At 30.5% G+C, this 21,011-nt stretch carries 26 protein-coding genes and 1 pseudogene; 5 read left to right on the top strand and 22 right to left on the bottom strand.

Annotated elements, in window-relative coordinates:
• From DR024_RS13240 to DR024_RS13315, 15 genes are all read right to left on the bottom strand, one after another.
• The coding region (locus DR024_RS13240) for a helix-turn-helix domain-containing protein (RefSeq protein ID WP_146742888.1) at nucleotides 1-330 on the bottom strand (330 nt) is incomplete at its 3' end.
• 177 nt (nucleotides 331-507) lie between these two features.
• The gene (locus tag DR024_RS13250) at nucleotides 508-1,893 is read right to left on the bottom strand and encodes an FtsK/SpoIIIE domain-containing protein (protein WP_000813488.1); all 1,386 of its coding nucleotides are present in this window, start codon (nucleotides 1,891-1,893) and stop codon (nucleotides 508-510) included.
• A gap of 28 nt (nucleotides 1,894-1,921) precedes the next feature.
• Complete coding sequence (locus tag DR024_RS13255; RefSeq protein ID WP_001234286.1) at nucleotides 1,922-2,305, bottom strand: YdcP family protein; 384 nt, start codon at nucleotides 2,303-2,305, stop codon at nucleotides 1,922-1,924.
• A gap of 18 nt (nucleotides 2,306-2,323) precedes the next feature.
• Entirely contained in the window at nucleotides 2,324-2,638 is a 315-nt protein-coding gene (locus tag DR024_RS13260) for a YdcP family protein (protein WP_000420682.1), read from the bottom strand.
• A 606-nt stretch (nucleotides 2,639-3,244) separates the two neighbouring features.
• A complete protein-coding gene (locus DR024_RS13270; protein ID WP_027097581.1) occupies nucleotides 3,245-3,565 on the bottom strand; it encodes a rhodanese-like domain-containing protein in 321 nt (106 codons plus the stop codon).
• Between the two features lie 183 nt (nucleotides 3,566-3,748).
• Entirely contained in the window at nucleotides 3,749-4,138 is a 390-nt protein-coding gene (gene panD / locus DR024_RS13275) for an aspartate 1-decarboxylase (RefSeq protein WP_027097580.1), read from the bottom strand.
• 13 nt (nucleotides 4,139-4,151) lie between these two features.
• Nucleotides 4,152-4,997 carry a pantoate--beta-alanine ligase gene (gene panC / locus DR024_RS13280; RefSeq protein WP_055184331.1) on the bottom strand — a complete coding sequence of 282 codons (846 nt, stop codon included), beginning with the start codon at nucleotides 4,995-4,997 and terminating at the stop codon, nucleotides 4,152-4,154.
• Nucleotides 4,998-5,007: 10 nt separating this feature from the next.
• Nucleotides 5,008-5,832, bottom strand: coding sequence for a 3-methyl-2-oxobutanoate hydroxymethyltransferase (panB, locus tag DR024_RS13285; protein WP_111919016.1), 825 nt, complete (start codon nucleotides 5,830-5,832; stop codon nucleotides 5,008-5,010).
• A 3-nt stretch (nucleotides 5,833-5,835) separates the two neighbouring features.
• Complete coding sequence (locus DR024_RS13290) at nucleotides 5,836-6,693, bottom strand: Rossmann-like and DUF2520 domain-containing protein (protein WP_082419901.1); 858 nt, start codon at nucleotides 6,691-6,693, stop codon at nucleotides 5,836-5,838.
• Between the two features lie 140 nt (nucleotides 6,694-6,833).
• Nucleotides 6,834-6,971, bottom strand: coding sequence for a hypothetical protein (locus tag DR024_RS17785; RefSeq protein ID WP_155849283.1), 138 nt, complete (start codon nucleotides 6,969-6,971; stop codon nucleotides 6,834-6,836).
• 138 nt (nucleotides 6,972-7,109) lie between these two features.
• Entirely contained in the window at nucleotides 7,110-8,090 is a 981-nt protein-coding gene (locus DR024_RS13295; protein WP_027097576.1) for an SPFH domain-containing protein, read from the bottom strand.
• 12 nt (nucleotides 8,091-8,102) lie between these two features.
• Nucleotides 8,103-9,161 (bottom strand): hypothetical protein, encoded by a 1,059-nt coding sequence (locus DR024_RS13300; protein WP_055253745.1) that lies wholly within the window; start codon nucleotides 9,159-9,161, stop codon nucleotides 8,103-8,105.
• Nucleotides 9,162-9,174: 13 nt separating this feature from the next.
• Nucleotides 9,175-9,804, bottom strand: coding sequence for a PspA/IM30 family protein (locus DR024_RS13305; protein ID WP_051195907.1), 630 nt, complete (start codon nucleotides 9,802-9,804; stop codon nucleotides 9,175-9,177).
• 153 nt (nucleotides 9,805-9,957) lie between these two features.
• A complete protein-coding gene (locus DR024_RS13310; protein WP_027097575.1) occupies nucleotides 9,958-10,731 on the bottom strand; it encodes an ABC transporter ATP-binding protein in 774 nt (257 codons plus the stop codon).
• A 6-nt stretch (nucleotides 10,732-10,737) separates the two neighbouring features.
• Complete coding sequence (locus tag DR024_RS13315; RefSeq protein WP_027097574.1) at nucleotides 10,738-12,021, bottom strand: hypothetical protein; 1,284 nt, start codon at nucleotides 12,019-12,021, stop codon at nucleotides 10,738-10,740.
• Between the two features lie 130 nt (nucleotides 12,022-12,151).
• On the opposite strand from DR024_RS13315, the gene DR024_RS13320 reads away from it, so the two are divergent.
• The 3 genes from DR024_RS13320 (at nucleotide 12,152) to DR024_RS13330 (ending at nucleotide 13,965) form a co-directional block, all read left to right on the top strand.
• Nucleotides 12,152-12,475 carry a hypothetical protein gene (locus DR024_RS13320; protein WP_027097573.1) on the top strand — a complete coding sequence of 108 codons (324 nt, stop codon included), beginning with the start codon at nucleotides 12,152-12,154 and terminating at the stop codon, nucleotides 12,473-12,475.
• Between the two features lie 132 nt (nucleotides 12,476-12,607).
• The gene (locus DR024_RS13325) at nucleotides 12,608-13,180 is read left to right on the top strand and encodes a LemA family protein (RefSeq protein WP_055184475.1); all 573 of its coding nucleotides are present in this window, start codon (nucleotides 12,608-12,610) and stop codon (nucleotides 13,178-13,180) included.
• A gap of 2 nt (nucleotides 13,181-13,182) precedes the next feature.
• Nucleotides 13,183-13,965 (top strand): TPM domain-containing protein, encoded by a 783-nt coding sequence (locus DR024_RS13330; protein WP_034865882.1) that lies wholly within the window; start codon nucleotides 13,183-13,185, stop codon nucleotides 13,963-13,965.
• Nucleotides 13,966-14,011: 46 nt separating this feature from the next.
• Here the strand turns inward: DR024_RS13330 and DR024_RS13335 are convergent, their stop codons facing one another.
• The 4 genes from DR024_RS13335 to DR024_RS13350 all read right to left on the bottom strand — a co-directional run bounded on the left by DR024_RS13335 (nucleotide 14,012) and on the right by DR024_RS13350 (nucleotide 16,732).
• Nucleotides 14,012-15,400, bottom strand: coding sequence for a methyl-accepting chemotaxis protein (locus DR024_RS13335; protein ID WP_027097570.1), 1,389 nt, complete (start codon nucleotides 15,398-15,400; stop codon nucleotides 14,012-14,014).
• Nucleotides 15,401-15,506: 106 nt separating this feature from the next.
• Complete coding sequence (locus tag DR024_RS13340) at nucleotides 15,507-15,824, bottom strand: DUF1540 domain-containing protein (protein ID WP_027097569.1); 318 nt, start codon at nucleotides 15,822-15,824, stop codon at nucleotides 15,507-15,509.
• A gap of 6 nt (nucleotides 15,825-15,830) precedes the next feature.
• Complete coding sequence (locus DR024_RS13345) at nucleotides 15,831-16,382, bottom strand: NADH peroxidase (RefSeq protein ID WP_027097568.1); 552 nt, start codon at nucleotides 16,380-16,382, stop codon at nucleotides 15,831-15,833.
• A 131-nt stretch (nucleotides 16,383-16,513) separates the two neighbouring features.
• Nucleotides 16,514-16,732, bottom strand: a complete 219-nt coding sequence (locus DR024_RS13350) for a hypothetical protein (RefSeq protein ID WP_111919018.1) — start codon at nucleotides 16,730-16,732, stop codon at nucleotides 16,514-16,516.
• A 117-nt stretch (nucleotides 16,733-16,849) separates the two neighbouring features.
• On the opposite strand from DR024_RS13350, the gene DR024_RS13355 reads away from it, so the two are divergent.
• Nucleotides 16,850-17,830 (top strand): amidase domain-containing protein, encoded by a 981-nt coding sequence (locus tag DR024_RS13355; protein ID WP_051195906.1) that lies wholly within the window; start codon nucleotides 16,850-16,852, stop codon nucleotides 17,828-17,830.
• A gap of 23 nt (nucleotides 17,831-17,853) precedes the next feature.
• Here DR024_RS13355 and DR024_RS13360 read toward each other — a convergent pair whose 3' ends face one another.
• Together DR024_RS13360 and DR024_RS13365 are read right to left on the bottom strand one after the other, a co-directional pair.
• Entirely contained in the window at nucleotides 17,854-18,396 is a 543-nt protein-coding gene (locus tag DR024_RS13360) for a hypothetical protein (protein WP_143331501.1), read from the bottom strand.
• Nucleotides 18,397-18,473: 77 nt separating this feature from the next.
• Nucleotides 18,474-18,875 (bottom strand): hypothetical protein, encoded by a 402-nt coding sequence (locus DR024_RS13365; RefSeq protein WP_111919020.1) that lies wholly within the window; start codon nucleotides 18,873-18,875, stop codon nucleotides 18,474-18,476.
• A gap of 186 nt (nucleotides 18,876-19,061) precedes the next feature.
• On the opposite strand from DR024_RS13365, the gene DR024_RS13370 reads away from it, so the two are divergent.
• Nucleotides 19,062-19,406, top strand: coding sequence for a phenylpyruvate tautomerase MIF-related protein (locus DR024_RS13370; RefSeq protein WP_027097564.1), 345 nt, complete (start codon nucleotides 19,062-19,064; stop codon nucleotides 19,404-19,406).
• A gap of 48 nt (nucleotides 19,407-19,454) precedes the next feature.
• On the opposite strand, the pseudogene glpK reads toward DR024_RS13370, so the two are convergent.
• Nucleotides 19,455-20,939, bottom strand: a pseudogene (glpK, locus tag DR024_RS13375) (glycerol kinase GlpK).
• Nucleotides 20,940-21,011 lie beyond the last annotated feature (72 nt).

Raw genomic sequence — 21,011 nt, forward strand, 5'->3', positions numbered from 1 at the left:
ATAGAAACCATAGTCCTCATGAAGAAAATAGGACAGTTTCAGTTGTAAGATGTTTTCGACCACCTGCTGTACGTCTGTTGTCGGAAAGCGAATTCTTACATAATCAAACAGCATTTCAAGGGGAGCGTCGGGATTGAAGCGTTCCAGAGCTTCCCAAAGGGACTGCTGTAAATCCTCTGATGGCTTGACTTTTCCTGTTTCAATATCGCTTAGATACTGCCTTGTAATACCAGTCGCAACAGCTAAACGGTTTTGAGATAGTCCATAAGCCAAGCGTTTTTCTTTTAAATGCTGTAACCAAGTTTGTTCATTCAGTAAAAATCCCTCCAATCAAAAAGGCGTATGTCAACTTTTAAAGCCCATTTGACATACGCTGAAATTTTGTAAATCCCTTGTAACCAAAGGATTTTCTAATGTTTTTTTGACTGTTTCCTGTCGATTTGTACCCCCCTGTTAGATACGGGGGGTTAAGTGCTGGCGTGGCTATTGCCACACCAGCCAGCAAGATCAGTCCACACCTGCGACTTCCGCTTCGCACGTCGCCTGCGTGGACTGTCTGCTGTTGGATAACTTTTTAATTTCCTCCAAGAAATCATATCCTTTTGGTACAAGGGGAGTATAAAACTCTGATATGACACTTGTTCCTACATCAACATAGCCACGACCTTTGATTCGCTTTAAGAAGAAATCCTTTTGTACGTCACTGCCAAACATCATGCCATAGCCCATTTCAGACATACGACCTAAAGCCACTCTGAAATTAAACTGATCACGGATTCCGTCGCCTAAATATTTTGCGTCTGGACGTTGACAAGCCAGTATTAGAAAGAAGCCAGCTTGACGACCTAACATGACAATCTGTTTCAGCTTATTCATAACTGCGGTGTTTTCTTTTGTTCCCAGCATTTCCATGAAAGCGACGTATTCATCAAAGATTAAGAAGTGTGCCGGGAGACCTAAGTAAGCATAATTTTTGCCAGTCTTATAGTTCTTCATCTGCTTCATTTCCTCACTACGTTTCATCATTTCTTCATAGAATGTTTCAATGCAAGAAAGCAAGTCTTCTTTTCTATAGTAGACATTTGCCATCACAGAACCTAAGTCCGCAAGATCAGCATTTTTCGGGTCAAGAATATACAGTTTTGAATCTGTATGAAGCAAGGCTTCAATCAGTGTCAGTATAAAGTAAGTTTTACCGCCACCTGTACCACCAGCAATCAACATATGAGGGAGCTTATCATATTCCCACCATACGTTTTTCATTAAGCGAAGTTTACCATCTTTAGCTTCTACTTCATCAATAGAAATACGACTGGCTATGGTGTCATAGAGCAAAGTATATTCCACATAGGAATCCTTTAACTCTTTATCCGTCAGCTCACAGTACAAGCCACTCTCTAATTTCTTTTCCAAGTGTAAGAGTTGGTCTTGATATTTTCCCAGCGTGATTTCCACCCGTATCTGTATCAAGCCATTTTTAAGTCGATAATACATTTTAGGGAAGTAGGTTATCTTTTCCTTTGTACGACCAGCACTATCTTTAAAGAAACCCTCTGTTTTGACCTGTTCAGATTCATACCACTTGTTTTCAAGTATCATCTTTGCCAGTTTTTGACGGTGGTAAAGTTGTTTAACCGTATCATAGCGAACCCGTTTGAATACAAACGCTACCAGCAAGCAGATAAGAATTGCGACACTGAAACTGATAATTAAATAGGGAATGTCAATCTTATCTGCTTGTGATAGGTTAAAATCCTGCCAGTTGATCTGCTGGATTGTCTTCACATGAAACAGTCCGACAACCAGCAGGAAAACAGGCAGGAGTGACGCTATCGTAAAATGAAAGACTAAATCTTTACCAGATGGGCGAATCCTTTTACCACGCTGTTTCATGCGAAAAAGTCTCCTTTCTACCTAGCGACTATTTGTCTTGTGTCGGTTCTTTCTTTGCTTGTGGTTGAGCTTTGAATGAACTAGAATCCTTTGTCAGCACAATATCGTCTGCCTTGATATACCAGTCAACATCTGCTCCTTGATAGGTGGCAGTAGCAACGGTGTCCGCAATGGGATTGATAAGTTCCACCCGTGCGTTATAATCAAACTCTTTCAAAGGCACGCTGGCAGGAATACTTACTTGAATCATGCGTCCTTGTCCTTTGGATTTTAAGTCATAGGTACGTTCCTTGATTTCATCTGAAACCGACCCGTCTTCATTTTGGATTCTCACTTCACGACGTAGAGCAGAGAATTTCAATTCTCCAAAAGTCGTGTCTTTATCTAATACAATGCCATTTGCTAATCTCATCATTTTTCCTCTCTTTCTTTATTCTTTTATCATGTCGTCAGCATGTAAAAGGTAATTTGTAAAACCACGAGTGCCGATTTTGTAGCCCTCTGCGGTAATACGTGGATTGACTAACTTCACACGTTCCTCAAAGCCGAAATGTTTTTCGCCAGCTTCAGCAGGAAGCACCACCACAATATCATCTGCTCTTTGAACATCAGAATAGAGATTATAGCTTCTTGATAAGACAGTTAGCCGTCCGTTGATTCTTCGCTGAACGACTTTATCCTCGCCAGCAAATTCTAAATTGCCGAATGTTTTTTCCATGTTGGGAATCACAAATTTAAGTTCCATATTTTTACCTATCCTTTCTTTTTTATTGGCTGAATGAATGTTTGATGGTCTTAAAGAGTGGGGAACGACCTTTTGATTCTTGATTTTTTGTTTTCATAAGTTCACTTCCTTTCAAAATCGGGTAAAAAAATAGACACCTCATTTTTTGAAGTGTCTACCTATTAAATATTCAAATTTTATTGGAAGTATCTTTATATCTTCACTTTTCAAGGATAAATCGTCGTATCAAAGCTCATTCATAAGTAGTAAATTAGTAGTAAATTGAGTGGTTTTGACCTTGATAAAGTGTGATAAGTCCAGTTTTTATGCGGATAACTAGATTTTTATGCTATTTTTTTTATAAAAAAAGGGTGGAATAAATTTTAAACTTATTCCACCTAATAACTATAATTTTTTATGAATTTAGGATTACTATTAGTTTACCAAACTAAAATTTTTTTATACCCTAATAATTTATATTTTTAACTTTACTTGTTTAAAATAATTTATTCTGTCAATAATTAAGATATAAATAACTTTCAAATCAATATTTTAATTTCATATATGATTTAAACCCAGACTTAGAGCGAAAATAATTCGCTCTATTTTTTTATCTATTTATTGCATTTAAATAGGCTCTAATCTTCCTGTATATCCTAGTGTACCATATGACAAGTTATATAATTTTTCAAATCCTGCATCATTAAGTATATTACATGCAACAACACTTCTATGACCTGCTCTACAATAAACTAAAATCGGTTTATCTTTATAATCTTCTAACTGCTCAATTTCCCATTCAAGTTCCTCTACAGGAATATTAATAGAATTAGGTATATTACCTGTTTTAAATTCATTATATCTTCTAACATCTAGAATTACTAATTCTTTGTTATTTTCTATAAAAGCCTGCGCTTCTTTATCACCTAAGTTTTTTATAAAATCCATCACTTTACCTCTTGTGTTTAAAATTTATACTTATTATATTATTTTAATAATATATTTTCAATAATATAAATAAACTCTAGTAAAATTATTTACTAGAGTAAGATTGTAGACAAAAAGCATTTTCTCCGATTGGAGAAAATGCTTTTTGTCTATAATCTGAAAGGGAACATTATCCCATCTAAATTAAATATATTCCAATAATCCATGTCTTTCATATCGTGATAATTTTTCTATCTTGTTTTTTTCATCAACAAATACTACACGTGGTTTATGATCCTTTGCTTCCTTCTCGTCCATATTACAATAAGCCATTATTATAATTTTATCTCCAACTTGTACACATCTTGCAGCTGCACCATTCAAGCAAATTAAACCGGATCCTCTTTCTCCAGCTATTGTATATGTCTCAAATCTACTACCATTATTTATATTAACAATTTGAACTTTCTCATATTCTAATATTCCTGATGCTTCTAATAAATCCTTATCTACAGTTATACTTCCAATATACTCTAATTCAGCTTGTACTACAGTCGCTCTATGAATTTTTCCTTTTAACATTTTTATATTCATTTGCTTTCCTCCATTAAATCTCATAAGTAAAATTATCTATTAGTCTTGTTTTTCCTATATATATAGCTATTGCAACTAAAACATTATCTTTAATTATATCCAGCTTTTCCATAGATAACGAATCCACAACTTCTATATAATCTACTTTAGCTAATGGTTCTAATTGTATCTCTTTATTAATTATATCTACTAATTCACTACACTCTCTTAATCCATTATCTAAAGCTTCCTTACCCAATTTTAGGGCTTTATTTAATATAGTAGCTGCTTTTCTCTCTTCATCATTTAAATAAGTATTCCTAGAACTCTTAGCCAATCCATCATTCTCTCTAACGATTGGACAACCTATTACATTAACATCAAAGTTAAAATCTCTTACCATTCTCTTTATAACAGCTAATTGTTGTGCATCTTTCTCCCCAAAGTATGCATTATTAGGTGAAACTATATTAAATAATTTACAAACTACAGTACATACACCTCTAAAATGTATTGGTCTACTCTTACCACACAATCCTTTAGTTAATCCCTCCATATCCACAAAACTGCAGAAATCATCAAAATACATTTCATCTACTTTAGGTGCAAATATCAAATCAACTCCTGAGTCACTACATAAACTAGCATCTCTCTCTAGATCTCTTGGGTAATTAGCTAAATCTTCTTTAGGGCCAAATTGAGTTGGATTTACGAATATACTTACTACCACTCTATCATTTTCTTTTACCGCTCTATCTATAAGGCTCTTATGCCCTTCATGTAAATATCCCATAGTTGGAACAAACCCTATTTTAAGGCCTTCTAACTTCCACTTTGATACGTATTTCCTTACATCTGTTATACTATTTGAAATATTCATAATTTACTCCTTAATATAATTTTTCTATTACTTCATCATCTATCTTAAATCCATGCTTTTCTTCTGGAAAAATTCCATCTTTAACTTCATTTATATATTCTTTAAAAGCTAATTTCATAACTTCTCCTACATTTGCATACTTTTTTACAAACTTAGGCGTAAAATCAGAAAACATTCCTAACATATCTTGATAAACTAATATTTGACCATCACATCCATCACCAGCACCAATTCCTATTGTGGGTATACTTAATTTACTTGATACCAATTTAGCTAGCTTTACAGGAACACACTCTAGAACAATTGCAAATGCTCCTGCTTTTTCTACAGATAAAGCATCTTCTAATAATTTTTTAGCTGCTTCTTCACTTTTTCCTTGTACCTTGAATCCACCGAATGAATTTACTGATTGAGGTGTCAATCCAATATGCCCCATAACAGGTATAGATGCATTTACAATAGCTTTAATCTGCTCATACATATCTTTACCACCCTCAAGTTTTATAGCCTGCGCACCACCTTCTTTTATTAATCTACCTGCATTAACTACAGCATCATATACAGATGTCTGATAAGACATAAAAGGTAAATCAGCAACCACCAATGTATTTTTAGCTCCCCTTGAGACAGCTTTTGTATGATGTATCATATCCTCCATAGTAACAGGTAATGTATCTTCATAACCTAAACATACCATTCCTAATGAATCTCCAACCAATATTCCATTTATTCCAGACTCGTCCATTAACTTTGCCGTAGAGTAATCATATGCTGTTAGCATAGTAAGCTTCTCTTTATTTTTTGACTCTTTAAATGTAACTGATGTATTTTTCATTGTTTATTCTCCAATCATTAATTCTATTTTCTCATAACTTCTGTATGCATTTTTCTCCTTTGCTATATTCAACAAACTTCTACTAAGCAAAGTATATATAGCCTTGACATCTCCATCTAACACATCTAAGTGACCCTTAATAGTAGTAACATCTCCTCTTTCTATAGGACCAGTTAATGCTTCTTTAACCCCCTTAGTATATACATTCTCAATGTTATTTTTAATTAATGGGTATAAAGCTTCAATAGCCTCTATATCAGTAAAATTACATTCTTTTAATAACGAAACACTATTATTTATTAATGCAATAATATGATTACTTACCATAACAGAAGCACAATGATATTTATACTTATTTTCTTTAGATATTACTTTTACTGTGTTTCCTAAACTACTAAATAACTCTTTAATGTTATTTAAATACTTTTCAGCCCCTTCGATTGTTATAAATGCACTTTTTAAATTTTTATGAGAATTATATTTGTCGCTGAATGCGAAAATAGGATGGATTGAATAACCATATGAACTATAATTATCTATTTCAGAAAATATACTTGATGATAGTGACCCACTACAATGACATATTATTTTTTCATTAATGTATAACTTTTTAATACTATTCCAAACTTCTTCTATTACTCCATCTGGAGTAGTAATGATAATAGTATCACATTCTTTTATAATATCTTTAATACTTGTAAAATATTTTGAATTTGTAAATTTAGCTGCTTCAATTGCTGAATTTATATTTTTGCTATAATACCCCACTAAATTTATATTATTTTCACTTAAATACTTCCCTAGCGCAAATCCTACCTTTCCTGCACCTATAAATCCGATTTTTATTGTTATCACCTCCATTCATAGAGTGTGATACATATTAGTCCCATTCTAAATAGATATGAGCTATACAAAATAAAAAAATTGTCAATCTGGTGTAGCTTCCTGAAAATACCACCCATGATAAAAATTTAACACATTTCCTCACATATTTCAATATTTTAAAATTTGGACATATATGAAAATCCATCTTTTAATTCTTTACATAAATCAACGAAGCCCACACTATCATGCACATTTCCAGCAGTAATATCAAACTCTAAATTAAAATCTAAATCTTCATTAATTTTCCTACTCAAATGGTCTTCAGGAACTAATGAATCTACACTACTACATTCTATTTATAATTTGTTATCTATATCTCTTTTTATCAAAAAAGGGTGTCGATTTTGTCGACACCCTGACTCTAGTAAAATTATTTACTAGAGTTATTATATTTATGAAAGTTTTTGACCACACTCACTACAGAACTTTCCTCCAGAAGTCTTTGTCCCACAACTTGGGCAGAACTTTGGATAAGACCCATTACTTGAATCTTGAATATTATTATTCTGAGTAGTATTATTATTGCTATTTTGTTGCATATTATTCATCATTTGTTGTCCCATTGACATACCCATTTGCATTGCTAACATATCAGATGCAACATTACCACCATTCATCTTTCCAGATGTCATTCCTTCAACCATACTAACTTGTTGATACTTACTCATATCCCCAACCATACTTTGAGAAGCTATTTTATTAATCATCTTTTGAACTTCTTCAGGATATGAAAAACTTGCTATATTAAAATTAGTTATGGATATTCCAATTTTACTCATTTCATAGTCTAAATCCTCACAAATTCCTCTTGATATATCAAAAGAATTAGCTTGAAGGTTAAACATATCTTTTCCCTCTTTAACTATCCACTTCATTAAAAGTTGGTCGAGAAAAGATAAAACTCTTTCTTTAGTTTCATCAATTGAATACTGATGCTTTATACCAGCTATTTTATCAATAAAAGCCATATGGTCTGAAAGCTTACAATTAAATGTCCCATTTGCTCTTACAGGCATTCCTCCTGGCAATGCTTGATTAGGAATATTTATAGCTTGTCTTGTTCCCCATCTTACAGTAAACTCTTTGGTATTAATAAATAATACCTCAGCTCTTATTCCACTATTAAACCCAAATTTAAAGCCTTTTAATGTAGATAAAAAAGGAATAATTTCAGATTCAATATCATAGCTTCCTTCATCGGTAAATACACCTTCAAGTTTTCCATTATACATAAATATGGCATCTTGCCCTGGACGAATTATTAATCTTGAACCCTTTTTAATTTCTTTATTATCCCACTTCCAAAATAACAAATCATCTCTATACTCTTCCCATTCAACTACATTTGAAAATTGTTTTGAAAATAAACCCATGCTCTTCTCCTCCTATGAATTGCTTAAATACATAAATAAACAAAATACTATAATTAAAACTATCACTATTAATACTATTTTGGCAATACTATATGGATATAATCCACTAACTTTTCCTGTTTGTCCATTTATCATAACCGTATAATTTTTACCTTTATAGTTATATGTTGTAGAATATACAGGAATTAAAATATACTTATATGTTTCATTAGAATATCCACCACTTAACCTTACACTTCTAACTCTATCATATCTACGTCTAACATTACTTTCTGCCATAGATCTTACTCCATCATTCATAATACCTATTGCATCTCTATGTCCACTTTCTAAATCTACGCTGTAGTTCTCTGATAAATGTCCTGATATATAATCAGGTGAATAAGGTAATAACTGCTTTAAATTAAATGGTTCTATTCCTTTAAATAGACCACTCTTATATCTAATTGAAGCTGGCACTTGTATGTCATCAAAGAAATTTTCTATATGGCCTGAGGTAAAATACCAATCAGTAACTACCTTGCGATATGTCTTACCATCTGCTCCTGTTCTAGTAACAGTCCTATCTCTGCCACCCTCTGCAGTGTAATCAAAAGAAGCTTGTGCATCAAAGGTCCAATAAGGTACATAAATACTTTGGAAGCCACCTCTTTGATATAAGTTCTTTAGTTCACTTGGTGCTAGTAGTCTCTTTTTCATCCAAGTATTAAATCTTTCATGAGCATCATTTTTATCAATTTTAAAAGGAACAACTCCATCAGGTATTAATGTTTCCTCTTGCTTTTCTGCCAAAACGTAAGCAGAACCACAATAAGGACATTTTTTAGCCGTCTCTAATCCTGAAACCTCAATTAAAGCCCCACAACCTTTACATTCCATTGTTTGAGTTTCTTTAATTTCAACCTTTATACTTCTTTTAGCATCTATTGTTAATGTATGTTCTTCTATAATTCCATCATTAGATTTTACATTCTCACTATTACCACAGTTTGGACACTTTAAGCATTGAGCTTTAGCATCAAACTCCATTACACCACCACAGCCCTCGCATTTGTAAACTGTACTAGACATATTACCCTCCCCCTTATTCTTTTTCTAACTCATCAAATAATCTCTTTAACTCCTCTTCCTCTGCTTTATCACTTGATAAATCATTTAATTCCTCCAAAGCTTTAGCATTAAATAACTTTTTGTCTGCCTCTTCCTCTAATTTTGAGACCTTATCCTCTATAGACCCACCATTTTTACCTGGAAGATTTCTCTCTTCAATCACTTTAGCACTATCTAATGTATTTTTAATTGTATTCATTCTTTCTTTTAAGGTATTAATATCTTTTGTCAATTTTTCTTCCATCTGCTTCATCTTATTAGAATTGTCTAGAATTACATTATAGTCACTAACTAGTTTACTCTCTTTAACCTTCAGCTCATTTATTTTATCTAGGAACTCACTTTCCCTTGAACTATCCCTGTCATCTTGAGCTCTTCTTAAATATCTCTCAGCCTTTGTTATCTCATCTCTGCATTCATTTAAACTTCTCTTCATTCTCTTTTCTTCAGTTATACAAGTTTCAACCTCTGACCTTATACTTCCTAAATCATCTTCGATTTTTCTTAAATATTCGTTAACCAGCTTTTCTGGAGCATCTTCCTTAGTTAAAATAGAATTAATGTTTGATGTCATTATGTTTGTAAATCTTTTTATAATACTCATAGCTCCCCCTTATATATACCATTTTATTTATGCCTATCTCTTAATATAATATTAATTTTACTGTAGATTACTGTCAATACAAACTGTTATTTACATATCTATAATATTAAAAAAACCAGAGTAAAATTCTATACTCTAGCTTTTTATAATTTATTATTCTATTTCACTAAATAAGCTTTGTGATTCCTTAGATGTCATGTCCACTATTTTATAAAAGAATTCCTTTTGCGATAAATCTTCTCTTTCTAAATTTCCCTCTATTTTTCCATCTTTTATTAGTAATATTCTTTCACAGTAACTTGCTATCATTGAATCATGGGTTACCATTACTATTGTTTTTCCTTCTTTACTATTTAACTCTTTTAAAATCTTTAATAACTCATGAGAATTCTTACTATCAAGGTTTCCTGTAGGTTCATCAGCAACAATTATAGAAGGATTATTTACTAGAGCCCTTGCAATTGCAGCCCTTTGCCTTTGCCCTCCCGAACACTCATTAGGATATTTATCTACCACTTCTTCTATTCCTAACCTTTTTGCATACTCAACGGTTTTTTCCCTAATTTCTTTTGTACCTAACTTTTGGGATAGGGTTAGGGGAATAGCTATATTTTCCCCAACAGTTATATTATCAATCAAATTAAATTCTTGAAATATAAATCCTATATTTTCATATCTAAACTTGCTTAATTGAGTATCATACATTGAACATACTTCTATTCCATTTAACTCAACTAGTCCTTTTGATGGGTTATCTATTGTAGAAATTATATTTAAGAGGGTAGTTTTTCCTGAACCTGATGGTCCCATTATTCCTACAAATTCCCCTTTATAAACCTCTAAATTTATATTATCTAATGCTATTGTCTTACTTGTTGCAGTTCCATATATCTTTGTTAAATTTTGAACTTCTATAACTTTTTCCATATCTAATCACCCCTTAATCATTCTAAACACTCTATCTTTATATAACTTATAAGATATAATCCCTAATATAATAATAGTAATTAAAGGTACTATAATTATTTGAATTAGCTCTTTTATTAATAAACAATTTCTAATTACTGATGAAGTTCCCATTATAATTAAAGGAATAAATGTTAATACCAAAAATACAGAATAAAATACAAACATTTCTTTTTTTATAATAGATTTTAATTTTTCATCACTATAACCAATAAACTTTAAGTTTCTATAAATTATTTTCCTATTATTTATTTCAATTAACATCTTAAAAATAATTGCAAAGCTCAGCAAGGCTAATAAACTAAATAATTGTATATTAGTTATAAATATAGTTGAATATGATACATCCATAGAGTTTAACACAGGCCCTATTGTAGATGATATCGCCACCATTATAAATGCCATTAAGGGGGATATTTTCATTATTAGATTTATTACATTTCCTGACCACACACTTCTTTCAGAATCATATAGCTTTCCAGATTTCCTTTTTTTATCTAAATATTTTGGAACGCCAAATCTTATGGTTCCCATAGCACCTGCAACACACATAATCATATTTATCCAAATTACAGGTCCAACATTTTCTCCTGCAAGATAATATGTTGATACTAATCCTAAAATATAAGTTATAAAATACATAGCCGTTGGCTTTTTAAACAGCCTTTTATCTCTTTCAAATGTAGTTCTATTATAATTCATAAGTTCCAAAATAGTTCTTCTATAGCAGAAACCTGTAGCTACTAAAACAGACATAATAAATTCAATTATTATAACCCCTATAGTGAGTCCTATTGCCTCAGGAGATATATATAATATTGGTCTTTCTATCTCTAAATTTATTTTTATAAAATAATTATATATTGGTGAAGATAGTACAGCTAGCAATAATCCAATAATAATTCCAATGCCTTGTAATATAATATTTTGGACTCCTATATAAATAGCCGTCTTTTCAACTGATCCTCCACTTATTCCAATAATACCTATATCACGTACTTTTGTAGTTCCATAATAATTACTAATATAGCAACACATTAAAAAAGCTATAATTACAATTACAAGCATTATTGTCATATTAGATATTAGTACTTCACCACTCATATCACTAGAATAAAATATCCATTTATCATAAGTAGAATTTAGAATATTAAATATTACTATAACTGAAATCGCGTAGGTTCCTATACATACATAATATTCTTTTAAATTTTTAAGTAAGTTGTCTTTTGCCATTCTAATAAAATTCATATATTCATCTCCCCACAACAAAATACATATATTAATATTATAACATTTATGGTATTATTTACAATATATTGTATTAATCACCACTATATGTTACTATATTTAAAAACTTATAAAAAAGGGGGAAAATAAAATGTTTATATCATATCCTATGCTAATTATATTCAATCAAACCTCTATACTTATAAAGGATGTTAACATTACTTCTACACATCCATTATGGAAAGAAAAATGTAAAAAAATAAAAAAGAATGACAACAAAAGCTTTGGTTTAGGTAAGTTTACACAAAACGGAGTTACTGATATAGTTATTTCTTTTAAAGATACTGAAGGTAATTCTCACGAAGTTATAGCTGCAAAAGATGTTTGCATGAAAGGTATGCCAAAAGTAAAAATATTCATTAAATATAGTGAAGATGGTAAATATATAGCTGATTATAAATTAGATTTCGAATAAATATATAAAAACTTAAAAGTGTGCTGTTATAAAAAATATTAATTATTATGACAGCATACTTTTATTATATAAATATATTTTTTATTGCACATACTAACAATATAAGAAAGGAGTGATACTATGAATTTTAAAATGAGTAATGGACTAAAAATAGCTTTAATAGTTCTAGCTGTAATTCTAGTTATTGCTATTCCCATTGTTGGTAGCTATAATAGCTTAGTTAATTTAGAACAAACTGTTAATAAAGCGGAATCAAATATTGATACTCAACTTCAAAGGCGTTCAGATTTAATTCCAAACCTTGTTAATACAGTAAAGGGATATGCATCTCAAGAAAAAGATATATTTACTGACATAGCAAATGCAAGAAGTAAACTTGCTGGAGCCACTTCAGTAACAGAACAAGCAGATGCAGATAGTCAATTGTCTAATGCATTATCTCGACTTCTTGTTGTTGTTGAAAGATATCCAGACCTTAAATCAAATCAAAACTTTAGGGATCTTTCAGTACAGCTAGAAGGTACTGAAAATAGAATTGCAGTTGCTAGACAAGACTATAATACTGCTGTAACAAACTATAATGCTAAAAGGAGAAGATTCCCTACAACAATTATTTCATCACTTTTTGGATTTCAAGAAAAACCTTTATATAAAGCTAGTGCAGGTGCAACTGATGTACCTTCAGTAGATTTTAATCAACAATAAGGATGAAATCTAGAGTATTAAAATTTTTATCTTCTCTTTTATTAATACTACTATTAAGTTACAACTCCATAAGTTCAGCAATTTCTATTCCTACTCAAACAAATCTTAAATATTTAAATGATTACGTTGGAGTTATAAATGAGCCTCAGAAAGGAAATATACTAGGAATAGGAAGAGAGCTTGAACTAAAAACAGGTGCACAAGCCACTATAGTAATTATTAACTCAACTAATGGAACACCTATTGAAAATTATTCATTAGAGTTATTTCGTAGTTGGGGAATTGGCCAAAAAAATAAGGATAATGGTTTATTAGTTCTTATCTCAATTGATGATAAGGCTTGGAGAGTTGAAGTTGGTAGAGGACTAGAAGGCGCTATTCCTGATGCTTTAAGTAACAGAGTTATGGAAACCCTATCAAAACCAAGCTTCTTAGAAGGAAATTATAGCGAAGGTGTAATGAACTCCTATAGCACATTTTGTGATATAATTGCTAAAGAATACAATATAACTTTAGATAAGTCCTTACATCTTACAGTACCTAGTTATGGTAATCCAACCGAAAGGTCATCAAGAGGTTTTGCCTTTTCAGGAGGTATAATACTAATTTTATTTTTGCTAGATATCATACTGAATCGCGGAAGAATCTCTTCTACTCTACTTCAAATAATATTTTGGAGTAATATTGGTAGAGGTGGTCCTAGAGGAGGACCCGGTGGTGGTGGTAACTTTGGTGGCTTTGGTGGAGGCTCTTCAAATGGTGGAGGCTCTTCTGGAGGATGGTAAAAAGGACATACAAGAATCCCCAATTTCTTGTATGTCCTTTTTTATATTAATCTTCTTCTGCTGGTCCATCTAGTTCAAATTTATTAACGTATACTGCAGTATTATCAGCATTCTTTTCCAACTCCTTTGCATATTCTGCTAAGTGATTTGAATATTCCTTAGTTGATTCTGAAGATACTGCAATTTCTTCAGCTGAACTAAATATCTGTTGATTTACTAAAGATAACTTTTGTATTTGTTCCATAATAATCTTACTACTCTTATAAATCATATTTGAACTATTTGCTAGATTACCCATCTTTGGAGTCATAGTTGCTACATATTCTGATATATTAGCAAAGGATTTAATAGACTTTTCTACCCCTACCCACTGCTTGTCCAATTCTACTTTCATAATTGAAGTACTCTCAACCAGATTTTTAGAATTAATAAGTACATTATTAATTAATTGGTTAATTGAAACAGATGATTCCTTAGTTTTTTCTGATAACTTCCTTATTTCATCTGCAACAACAGTAAATCCTCTTCCAGACTCACCAGCTCTTGCAGCTTCAATTGCAGCATTTAATGCAAGCAAATTTGTTTGTTCTGCTACATTGTTAATTAATTCAGTGATATCATTTACCTTTTTTATATTATCATTCATTGCTTCTAATGTATTTAAGAAAGTCATAAATATATTATTAAATCCTTTTAATGAATTAGTTAGTTCTTTTAAATCAGCATTACTTTCAACAGCATTATTATCTACTGTTAATGTCATATTAGAAACTGTTTTTATATCACGTGCTGCTTCTTTAACCATTCTTGTAAGATTATTTATTTTCTCAATCATCCCCTCTATATTTGATGATTCATTAGAAATAGATTTAACTATATTGTTTATAGATAAAGAAATATTACTTGTATTATCCTTCAATTCAGAAGAAACACTAGTTAGTGCTAGGGATTGCTTGTTCATAGAATATGTTGACTCTTTTAGTTCCTTTATCATACCTATTGTAGATTTCTGCATAATATCTAACGCTCTACATATTGCACCAATCTCATCTTCCCTATTAAAATATTTTTCTTTAATTTTATAATGATATACCCCATTTGTTAAATACTCTATATGCAATCTTAGTCCGTTTAATAGCCTTGCAGTTTTACCATAAAACTTCCAAGAATACATTGCTGCTACAACAATTGCTACTATGCTAAATATTAATAAAATTCCTAAAATTAAATTTAAAGATGAATTTATTGATGACGTAACCCTCTCCACTTCATCTAAAAAAACAATTTCTTTTAATTTATTAGAAATTATTATACCAGAAATAATTCTAGAGAATCCCACAATCCCTAATGCAACAAAAGATACAATTAAGATTGTAGTTCTCGTTGTATTGTACTTAAAACTTTTTTTCGAGTCAAAATTTGCATTTAATCTCATAACATCCCCCTACGTAATCTTACCCATTTTTATACATAAAATAATCTTTTTAACAAATTATCCACAAATTAATACTATCATTAATTTGTGGATAATTCAATTAAAACTATTCTAATTTAAAACTATGGCACTTAGTTTCTGTATATACTTCTACATTATTTCCGGTTACTTGTATCCCTTCTAATGAGCATAAATTATTATCATTATACTTACATGGTTTTACGAAACATACCAAACTATCACACTCACCATCAGAATTTGTGTTGTTTGTAAGATCACTGTATAAAAGTCTATTTAAAAAAGATCCACAACATGTTTCTTCATCTACTGCTGCTGCTTTTCCTCCAATATTAACTCTATTAGCATAACAAGTGCCACACTTATTATGTGAACAATTTGTAACACTACAATCTATTCTATTCATACCATCTTACCTCTTTCCACTAAAATATCTGTCTAATAATCCCTTAAATGCTCTTCCATGTCTAGCTTCATCTTTACACATTTCATGAACAGTATCATGTATAGCATCTAGATTATTTTGTTTTGCTACTGTAGCAAGCTTTTTCTTACCTTCACAAGCTCCATATTCTGCTTCTACTCTAGCTTCCAAATTTGATTTAGTATCTGCTACAACTACTTCCCCTAATATTTCCGCAAATTTTGCTGCATGTTCAGCTTCCTCATAAGCAATTCTCTTATAAGCTTCTGCAACTTCTGGATAGCCTTCTCTATCTGCCTGACGAGACATAGCAAGATACATACCTACTTCTGTGCACTCACCCATAAAATTTGCTCTTAAATCATCAATTATCTCTGATGATAAGTCTTTAGCAATTCCAATTCTATGTTCATCAGCCCATTGTAAATCACCTTTAATTTCTTCGAACTTTGAACTGTCTACTTTACAAATAGGACAAATTTCTGGTGGTTCACTACCTTCATGTATATAACCACAAACAGTACAAATAAACTTTTTCATTATTTTACCTCCTATATATTTCTCATTACTATTATTCCTATCTTTTCATTTAATAATTCTATTAAACAAGAAAAAAAGAGAAATTGTTCTACAATTCCTCTTTCTATCTCATTAATATATTATTCTATTTTTTAAACCCATATATTTAATATTGCTAATATACTAACCACTATAATTGTTATAAAAGAACACACCATAGATATTATAGTAAACTTCATAGCCTTCTTACTCATAACTTCATTTTCTTCTTCTGATTCACTTACTCTCTTTGATATTTTTCTTCCATATATATATATAGAAATATTAATTGCTATCATGATAAAAATTATCGATATTAATAAAATCTTCATTATAAATCCTCCTCTTATTGTAACAAAATTAATTTCAAAAACATTATATCATCTACATTCACATTTAGCCATACATTCAATATATACTGTAATATCTAAAGAAAATAGGAGGTTATAATGGTAAAGCTATACATCTACAAATTATTCTATCTTCTGCAAAATCCATCATCTAATTTAAAGAAATTATCATCTCTTATAATGAATGATAATATTTTAAAAGAAATTTCTCTACAAAATAAATATAAAAATAAGATAAGAAAAACATTTGGATATAATATTGAAAATGAAAAATATAAAATAGAAAAAATATCTATTGATAAAGAAAAATCAACATTCCGAATAAAAATTTCCGCTATTCATTCTTTTAATTATATCAATAGTACATTAAAGACAAAATCCTCTGAAAGACTGTACTTTATCCTTATCTTAAAAAAAGTAAATAAACTTTGGACTATATTAGATATGTGTAATAAAGACGTATTTCCTTCTACATATGATAAACTCTCAAAAAAAACTCTATTTTATAACATTAAGGAATGCCTTGACTTAGACTATAGATTAAAGTTTTTAGAGAATCAACTATCTTCTCTTAATTCTTTTCTTATAGATTATAAAAGAATGGTTAGGACTTCAAACTCACCGCTCCCTTTTAGAGGAAGCAACTATAATTCTAAATTAGCTAGCGAGTATGCTCAAAAATATGCTTTAAATTATAATACTAAATATAAAAGCTTTGATAATTCTGGAGGAGACTGTACAAATTTTGTATCTCAATGTTTACATGCAGGTAATATTCCAATTACAAATAGTTGGAGACCTTATAGTACTTCTTGGATAAGAGTTAATGAATTATATCATTACCTTATCAAAAATGCTATTGGTGTTAATATAACCTCGAAACACCCTTATAAAGAAGGTGATGTAATACAATTTTACGCTAACAGTAAGGGATACTTTTCTCACTCTGGTGTAATAACCAAATCTCTTGGCTACGGTGAATATTTATATTGTTGCCATAGCTATGATAAGCTAAACTTTCCTCTTAGCGAAATATTTCCTTTCATGTACGATAAAATACGTGTAATTCAGCCAAAATAAAAACGGGAATTCAACTCCCGTTTTTATACTTTATATACCTTCTTTATCTTAAATTTCTTATTTGCTTTCTTTTGATTTGCTTCTTTTAATAGCCTCTTCTCTCTATCATTAGTGGATTCCTCATAATCACCACTACTCATTATCTCTTCAGGAAAATATCCACTTATATTTTCTTCCTTTGTATCTACATCAATAACTTTATAAATACCAAACTTCCTGCTTAAAGTAACTATTCCTTTTCTATACTCTACATCTAACAAACTTAAATCTTTTTTTTCCTTTCTATATCTACATATACAAATAAAAATATATACATTTTCTAAATCATTTAAATATCTACTTCCAATCATTCTAAATGTGCAAATTGTCTTTTCTTTTTTCTTCTTTGAAACAAAAGTATCTTCAATATATTTTTCTATAGTTTCTCTTTTAGTGAAACTAAGACCTAACACTGATGGCAAATCTGAAATAAAACCTATTCCAAGTAATACAATCAATATTACCAAGATGATTATAGCCTGACCTATCCACAAATGCTGTAGCATTGCTTCACCCCTTTTCTTCATTAATTAATTACATAATACTATAAATCATTCTTTACTTCTATAGTATAGATGTTTTATATAAATATCCATACTACTAATTAAAAAAGATAGCCTTTAGCTATCTTTTTTAAAATAATCCTTAAGAATTTTTTATCTAAGTTATTAATTTCAAAATTATCTATATCATTTACATTAATCCATTTTACTTCTTTGTAATTCTTATCTAAAGTTACTTTTTCCTTTAGTATACCTAAGTATACCATAGTACTTTCATTTTCATTTATAGAATACTCATCTAAAGGCTCTAAATCAAAAACAATAGATTTCAATATATCCTTCACACCTCTATGTATTGTTTTCTCATGCTCTTCCTTACTTCTCTTCTTTTGAGTTAAAAGAGACCATTTTTCGATTTGTCCTCTCTTAACCTTTTTCTTAAGCAATAACACGTTATTAAAATCATCTCTAATGATTAAGCTACAACTAACAACCGTGGACATAATGCCTCCCCCTATTAATAAATTACTTTTACTATATTTTATCATAATTTGACTAATTAAGCCATTATTTTGTTATTTTTTTAATATAAATAAAATTTTAGAAAGTTATTTTAATTTGTAGAGTTTAAGATTAATTGCTATAATATGGATATAAAAACAAATCATTTATGATTAGGGGTGATTTAGATGCCATATATTAATTCTAAAGTAACAGTAAGTTTATCAGAGGATAAAACTAATAAACTAAAGGAAGAACTAGGAAGAATAATTTGTGACATTCCTGGAAAAAGTGAAAACTTTCTAATGGTAGGTTTTGAAGATAATTACACGCTTTATTTTAAAGGCGAAAAGCTTAAACTTGGAGCTTTTATAGAAGTTAAAATCTTCGGTAAAACCTCAAAGGATTCATTAAATACAATGACAAAGCACTTATGTGAATTATTCACTAGAGAACTTGGAATACCTGGTGAGACTATATATATCAAATATGAAGAAGTTGATAATTGGGGATGGAATGGTTCTAACTTTTAGTATACCTATTAAAATTAAGAAGCATAGTTTGTACTATACTTCTTAATTTTATTCTTCCCATGCTAGACTTCTTTCTACAGCCTTTTTCCACTTAGAATAAAGCTTATTTCTATCTTCATCTACCATGCTTGGATAATACCTTTCACTTTCATGCCATCCCTTTGATAGTTCATTTCTATCCTTCCAAAATCCTACTGCTAATCCTGCAAGATAAGCTGCTCCCAATGCTGTAGTTTCTGTTATTATTGGTCTAGAAACTTCTACATTCATAATATCTGATTGAAATTGCATTAAAAAGGTATTTCTACTTGCTCCACCATCAACTTTTAACCTTTTTATATTTATATTTGATTCTTTTTCCATTGTCTCCATTACTTCTTTTGATTGATAAGCAATAGACTCTAGAGCTGCACGAATTATATGGTTTTTGTTAGTCCCCCTTGTCAAACCAAAAATAGTGCCTCTTGCATACATATCCCAATAAGGAGCTCCTAATCCCACAAATGCAGGTACTAAGTAAACACCTCCATTATCTTTTACTTTACTAGCAAAATATTCGCTATCACTTGCATCACTTATTAATTTAAGCTCATCTCTAAGCCATTGAATTACTGCTCCTCCTACAAATACAGAGCCTTCTAATGCATATTGAACCTTATTTTCAATGCCAATTGCAATAGTTGTAAGCAAACCTTCTTTACTTTCTACCAATTCTTCTCCTGTATTCATTAACAAGAAGCATCCGGTACCATATGTATTTTTAGCCTCTCCCTTATTAAAAGCAGTCTGCCCAAATAATGCTGCTTGTTGGTCTCCAGCAATTCCTGCAATAGGAACTTTCCACTCTCTTAAACTTATATAACCATATACATCTGAAGAGTTTTTCACCTGTGGTAACATAGATATTGGAATATTGAAAATCCTTAATAACTCCTCATCCCACTTTAATTCTCTTATGTTATATAACATAGTCCTTGAAGCATTTGTATAGTCAGTAACATGTACTTCTCCTTCTGTCATCTTCCACGTAAGCCATGTATCAACTGTTCCAAATAATAATTCTCCTTTGTCAGCTTTTTCCCTAGCACCTTCTACATTATCTAAAATTCACTTAATTTTAGTTGCAGAAAAATATGCATCTGGAATTAAACCTGTTTTCTTTTTTATATATTTATCTATTCCACTATCTTTCAATTGGTCAATCATCTTTGAAGTACGTCTACATTGCCATACAATTGCATTATAAATTGGTTCACCTGTTGTCTTATCCCATACTATAGTAGTTTCTCTTTGATTTGTAATGCCTATTGCAGCTATATCTTTAGGGCTAATATTAATCTTAGCCATAACTTCTTGAAGTACACCATATTGACTAGCCCAAATCTCCATAGGATTATGCTCTACCCATCCCTCTTTAGGGTAAATTTGTGTTATTTCCTTTTGACTTATCCCTAATATATTTTGATTTTTATCAAATACAATAGCTCTTGAACTTGTTGTTCCTTGATCTAAAGCAATAATATATCTTTTCATAATTAATTTTCTACTCCTTTTATTAGATGGCGTAAATGTTTTCTTTAACTATAACTATTATAGCAGAAAAAG

Source organism: Clostridium paraputrificum (assembly GCF_900447045.1).
Lineage (GTDB): Bacteria > Bacillota > Clostridia > Clostridiales > Clostridiaceae > Clostridium > Clostridium paraputrificum.

Bases quoted from the DNA above. Each gene is read 5' to 3' on its own strand.
- DR024_RS13295 (WP_027097576.1), bottom strand. From the start codon at position 8,090: ATGGGTTTATTTTCAAAACAATTTTCAAATGTAGTTGAATGGGAAGAG.
- DR024_RS13320 (WP_027097573.1), top strand. From the start codon at position 12,152: ATGTTTATATCATATCCTATGCTAATTATATTCAATCAAACCTCTATA.
- DR024_RS13250 (WP_000813488.1), bottom strand. From the start codon at position 1,893: ATGAAACAGCGTGGTAAAAGGATTCGCCCATCTGGTAAAGATTTAGTC.
- DR024_RS13255 (WP_001234286.1), bottom strand. From the start codon at position 2,305: ATGAGATTAGCAAATGGCATTGTATTAGATAAAGACACGACTTTTGGA.
- DR024_RS13325 (WP_055184475.1), top strand. From the start codon at position 12,608: ATGAGTAATGGACTAAAAATAGCTTTAATAGTTCTAGCTGTAATTCTA.
- DR024_RS13365 (WP_111919020.1), bottom strand. From the start codon at position 18,875: ATGTCCACGGTTGTTAGTTGTAGCTTAATCATTAGAGATGATTTTAAT.
- DR024_RS13360 (WP_143331501.1), bottom strand. From the start codon at position 18,396: ATGAAGAAAAGGGGTGAAGCAATGCTACAGCATTTGTGGATAGGTCAG.
- DR024_RS13335 (WP_027097570.1), bottom strand. From the start codon at position 15,400: ATGAGATTAAATGCAAATTTTGACTCGAAAAAAAGTTTTAAGTACAAT.
- panC (WP_055184331.1), bottom strand. From the start codon at position 4,997: ATGAATATTTCAAATAGTATAACAGATGTAAGGAAATACGTATCAAAG.
- DR024_RS13350 (WP_111919018.1), bottom strand. From the start codon at position 16,732: ATGAAGATTTTATTAATATCGATAATTTTTATCATGATAGCAATTAAT.
- DR024_RS13370 (WP_027097564.1), top strand. From the start codon at position 19,062: ATGCCATATATTAATTCTAAAGTAACAGTAAGTTTATCAGAGGATAAA.
- DR024_RS13340 (WP_027097569.1), bottom strand. From the start codon at position 15,824: ATGAATAGAATAGATTGTAGTGTTACAAATTGTTCACATAATAAGTGT.
- DR024_RS13315 (WP_027097574.1), bottom strand. From the start codon at position 12,021: ATGAATTTTATTAGAATGGCAAAAGACAACTTACTTAAAAATTTAAAA.
- DR024_RS13270 (WP_027097581.1), bottom strand. From the start codon at position 3,565: ATGGATTTTATAAAAAACTTAGGTGATAAAGAAGCGCAGGCTTTTATA.
- DR024_RS13260 (WP_000420682.1), bottom strand. From the start codon at position 2,638: ATGGAACTTAAATTTGTGATTCCCAACATGGAAAAAACATTCGGCAAT.
- DR024_RS13305 (WP_051195907.1), bottom strand. From the start codon at position 9,804: ATGAGTATTATAAAAAGATTTACAAACATAATGACATCAAACATTAAT.
- panD (WP_027097580.1), bottom strand. From the start codon at position 4,138: ATGAATATAAAAATGTTAAAAGGAAAAATTCATAGAGCGACTGTAGTA.
- DR024_RS13345 (WP_027097568.1), bottom strand. From the start codon at position 16,382: ATGAAAAAGTTTATTTGTACTGTTTGTGGTTATATACATGAAGGTAGT.
- DR024_RS13290 (WP_082419901.1), bottom strand. From the start codon at position 6,693: ATGGAGGTGATAACAATAAAAATCGGATTTATAGGTGCAGGAAAGGTA.
- panB (WP_111919016.1), bottom strand. From the start codon at position 5,832: ATGAAAAATACATCAGTTACATTTAAAGAGTCAAAAAATAAAGAGAAG.
- DR024_RS13300 (WP_055253745.1), bottom strand. From the start codon at position 9,161: ATGTCTAGTACAGTTTACAAATGCGAGGGCTGTGGTGGTGTAATGGAG.
- DR024_RS13310 (WP_027097575.1), bottom strand. From the start codon at position 10,731: ATGGAAAAAGTTATAGAAGTTCAAAATTTAACAAAGATATATGGAACT.
- DR024_RS13355 (WP_051195906.1), top strand. From the start codon at position 16,850: ATGGTAAAGCTATACATCTACAAATTATTCTATCTTCTGCAAAATCCA.
- DR024_RS13330 (WP_034865882.1), top strand. From the start codon at position 13,183: ATGAAATCTAGAGTATTAAAATTTTTATCTTCTCTTTTATTAATACTA.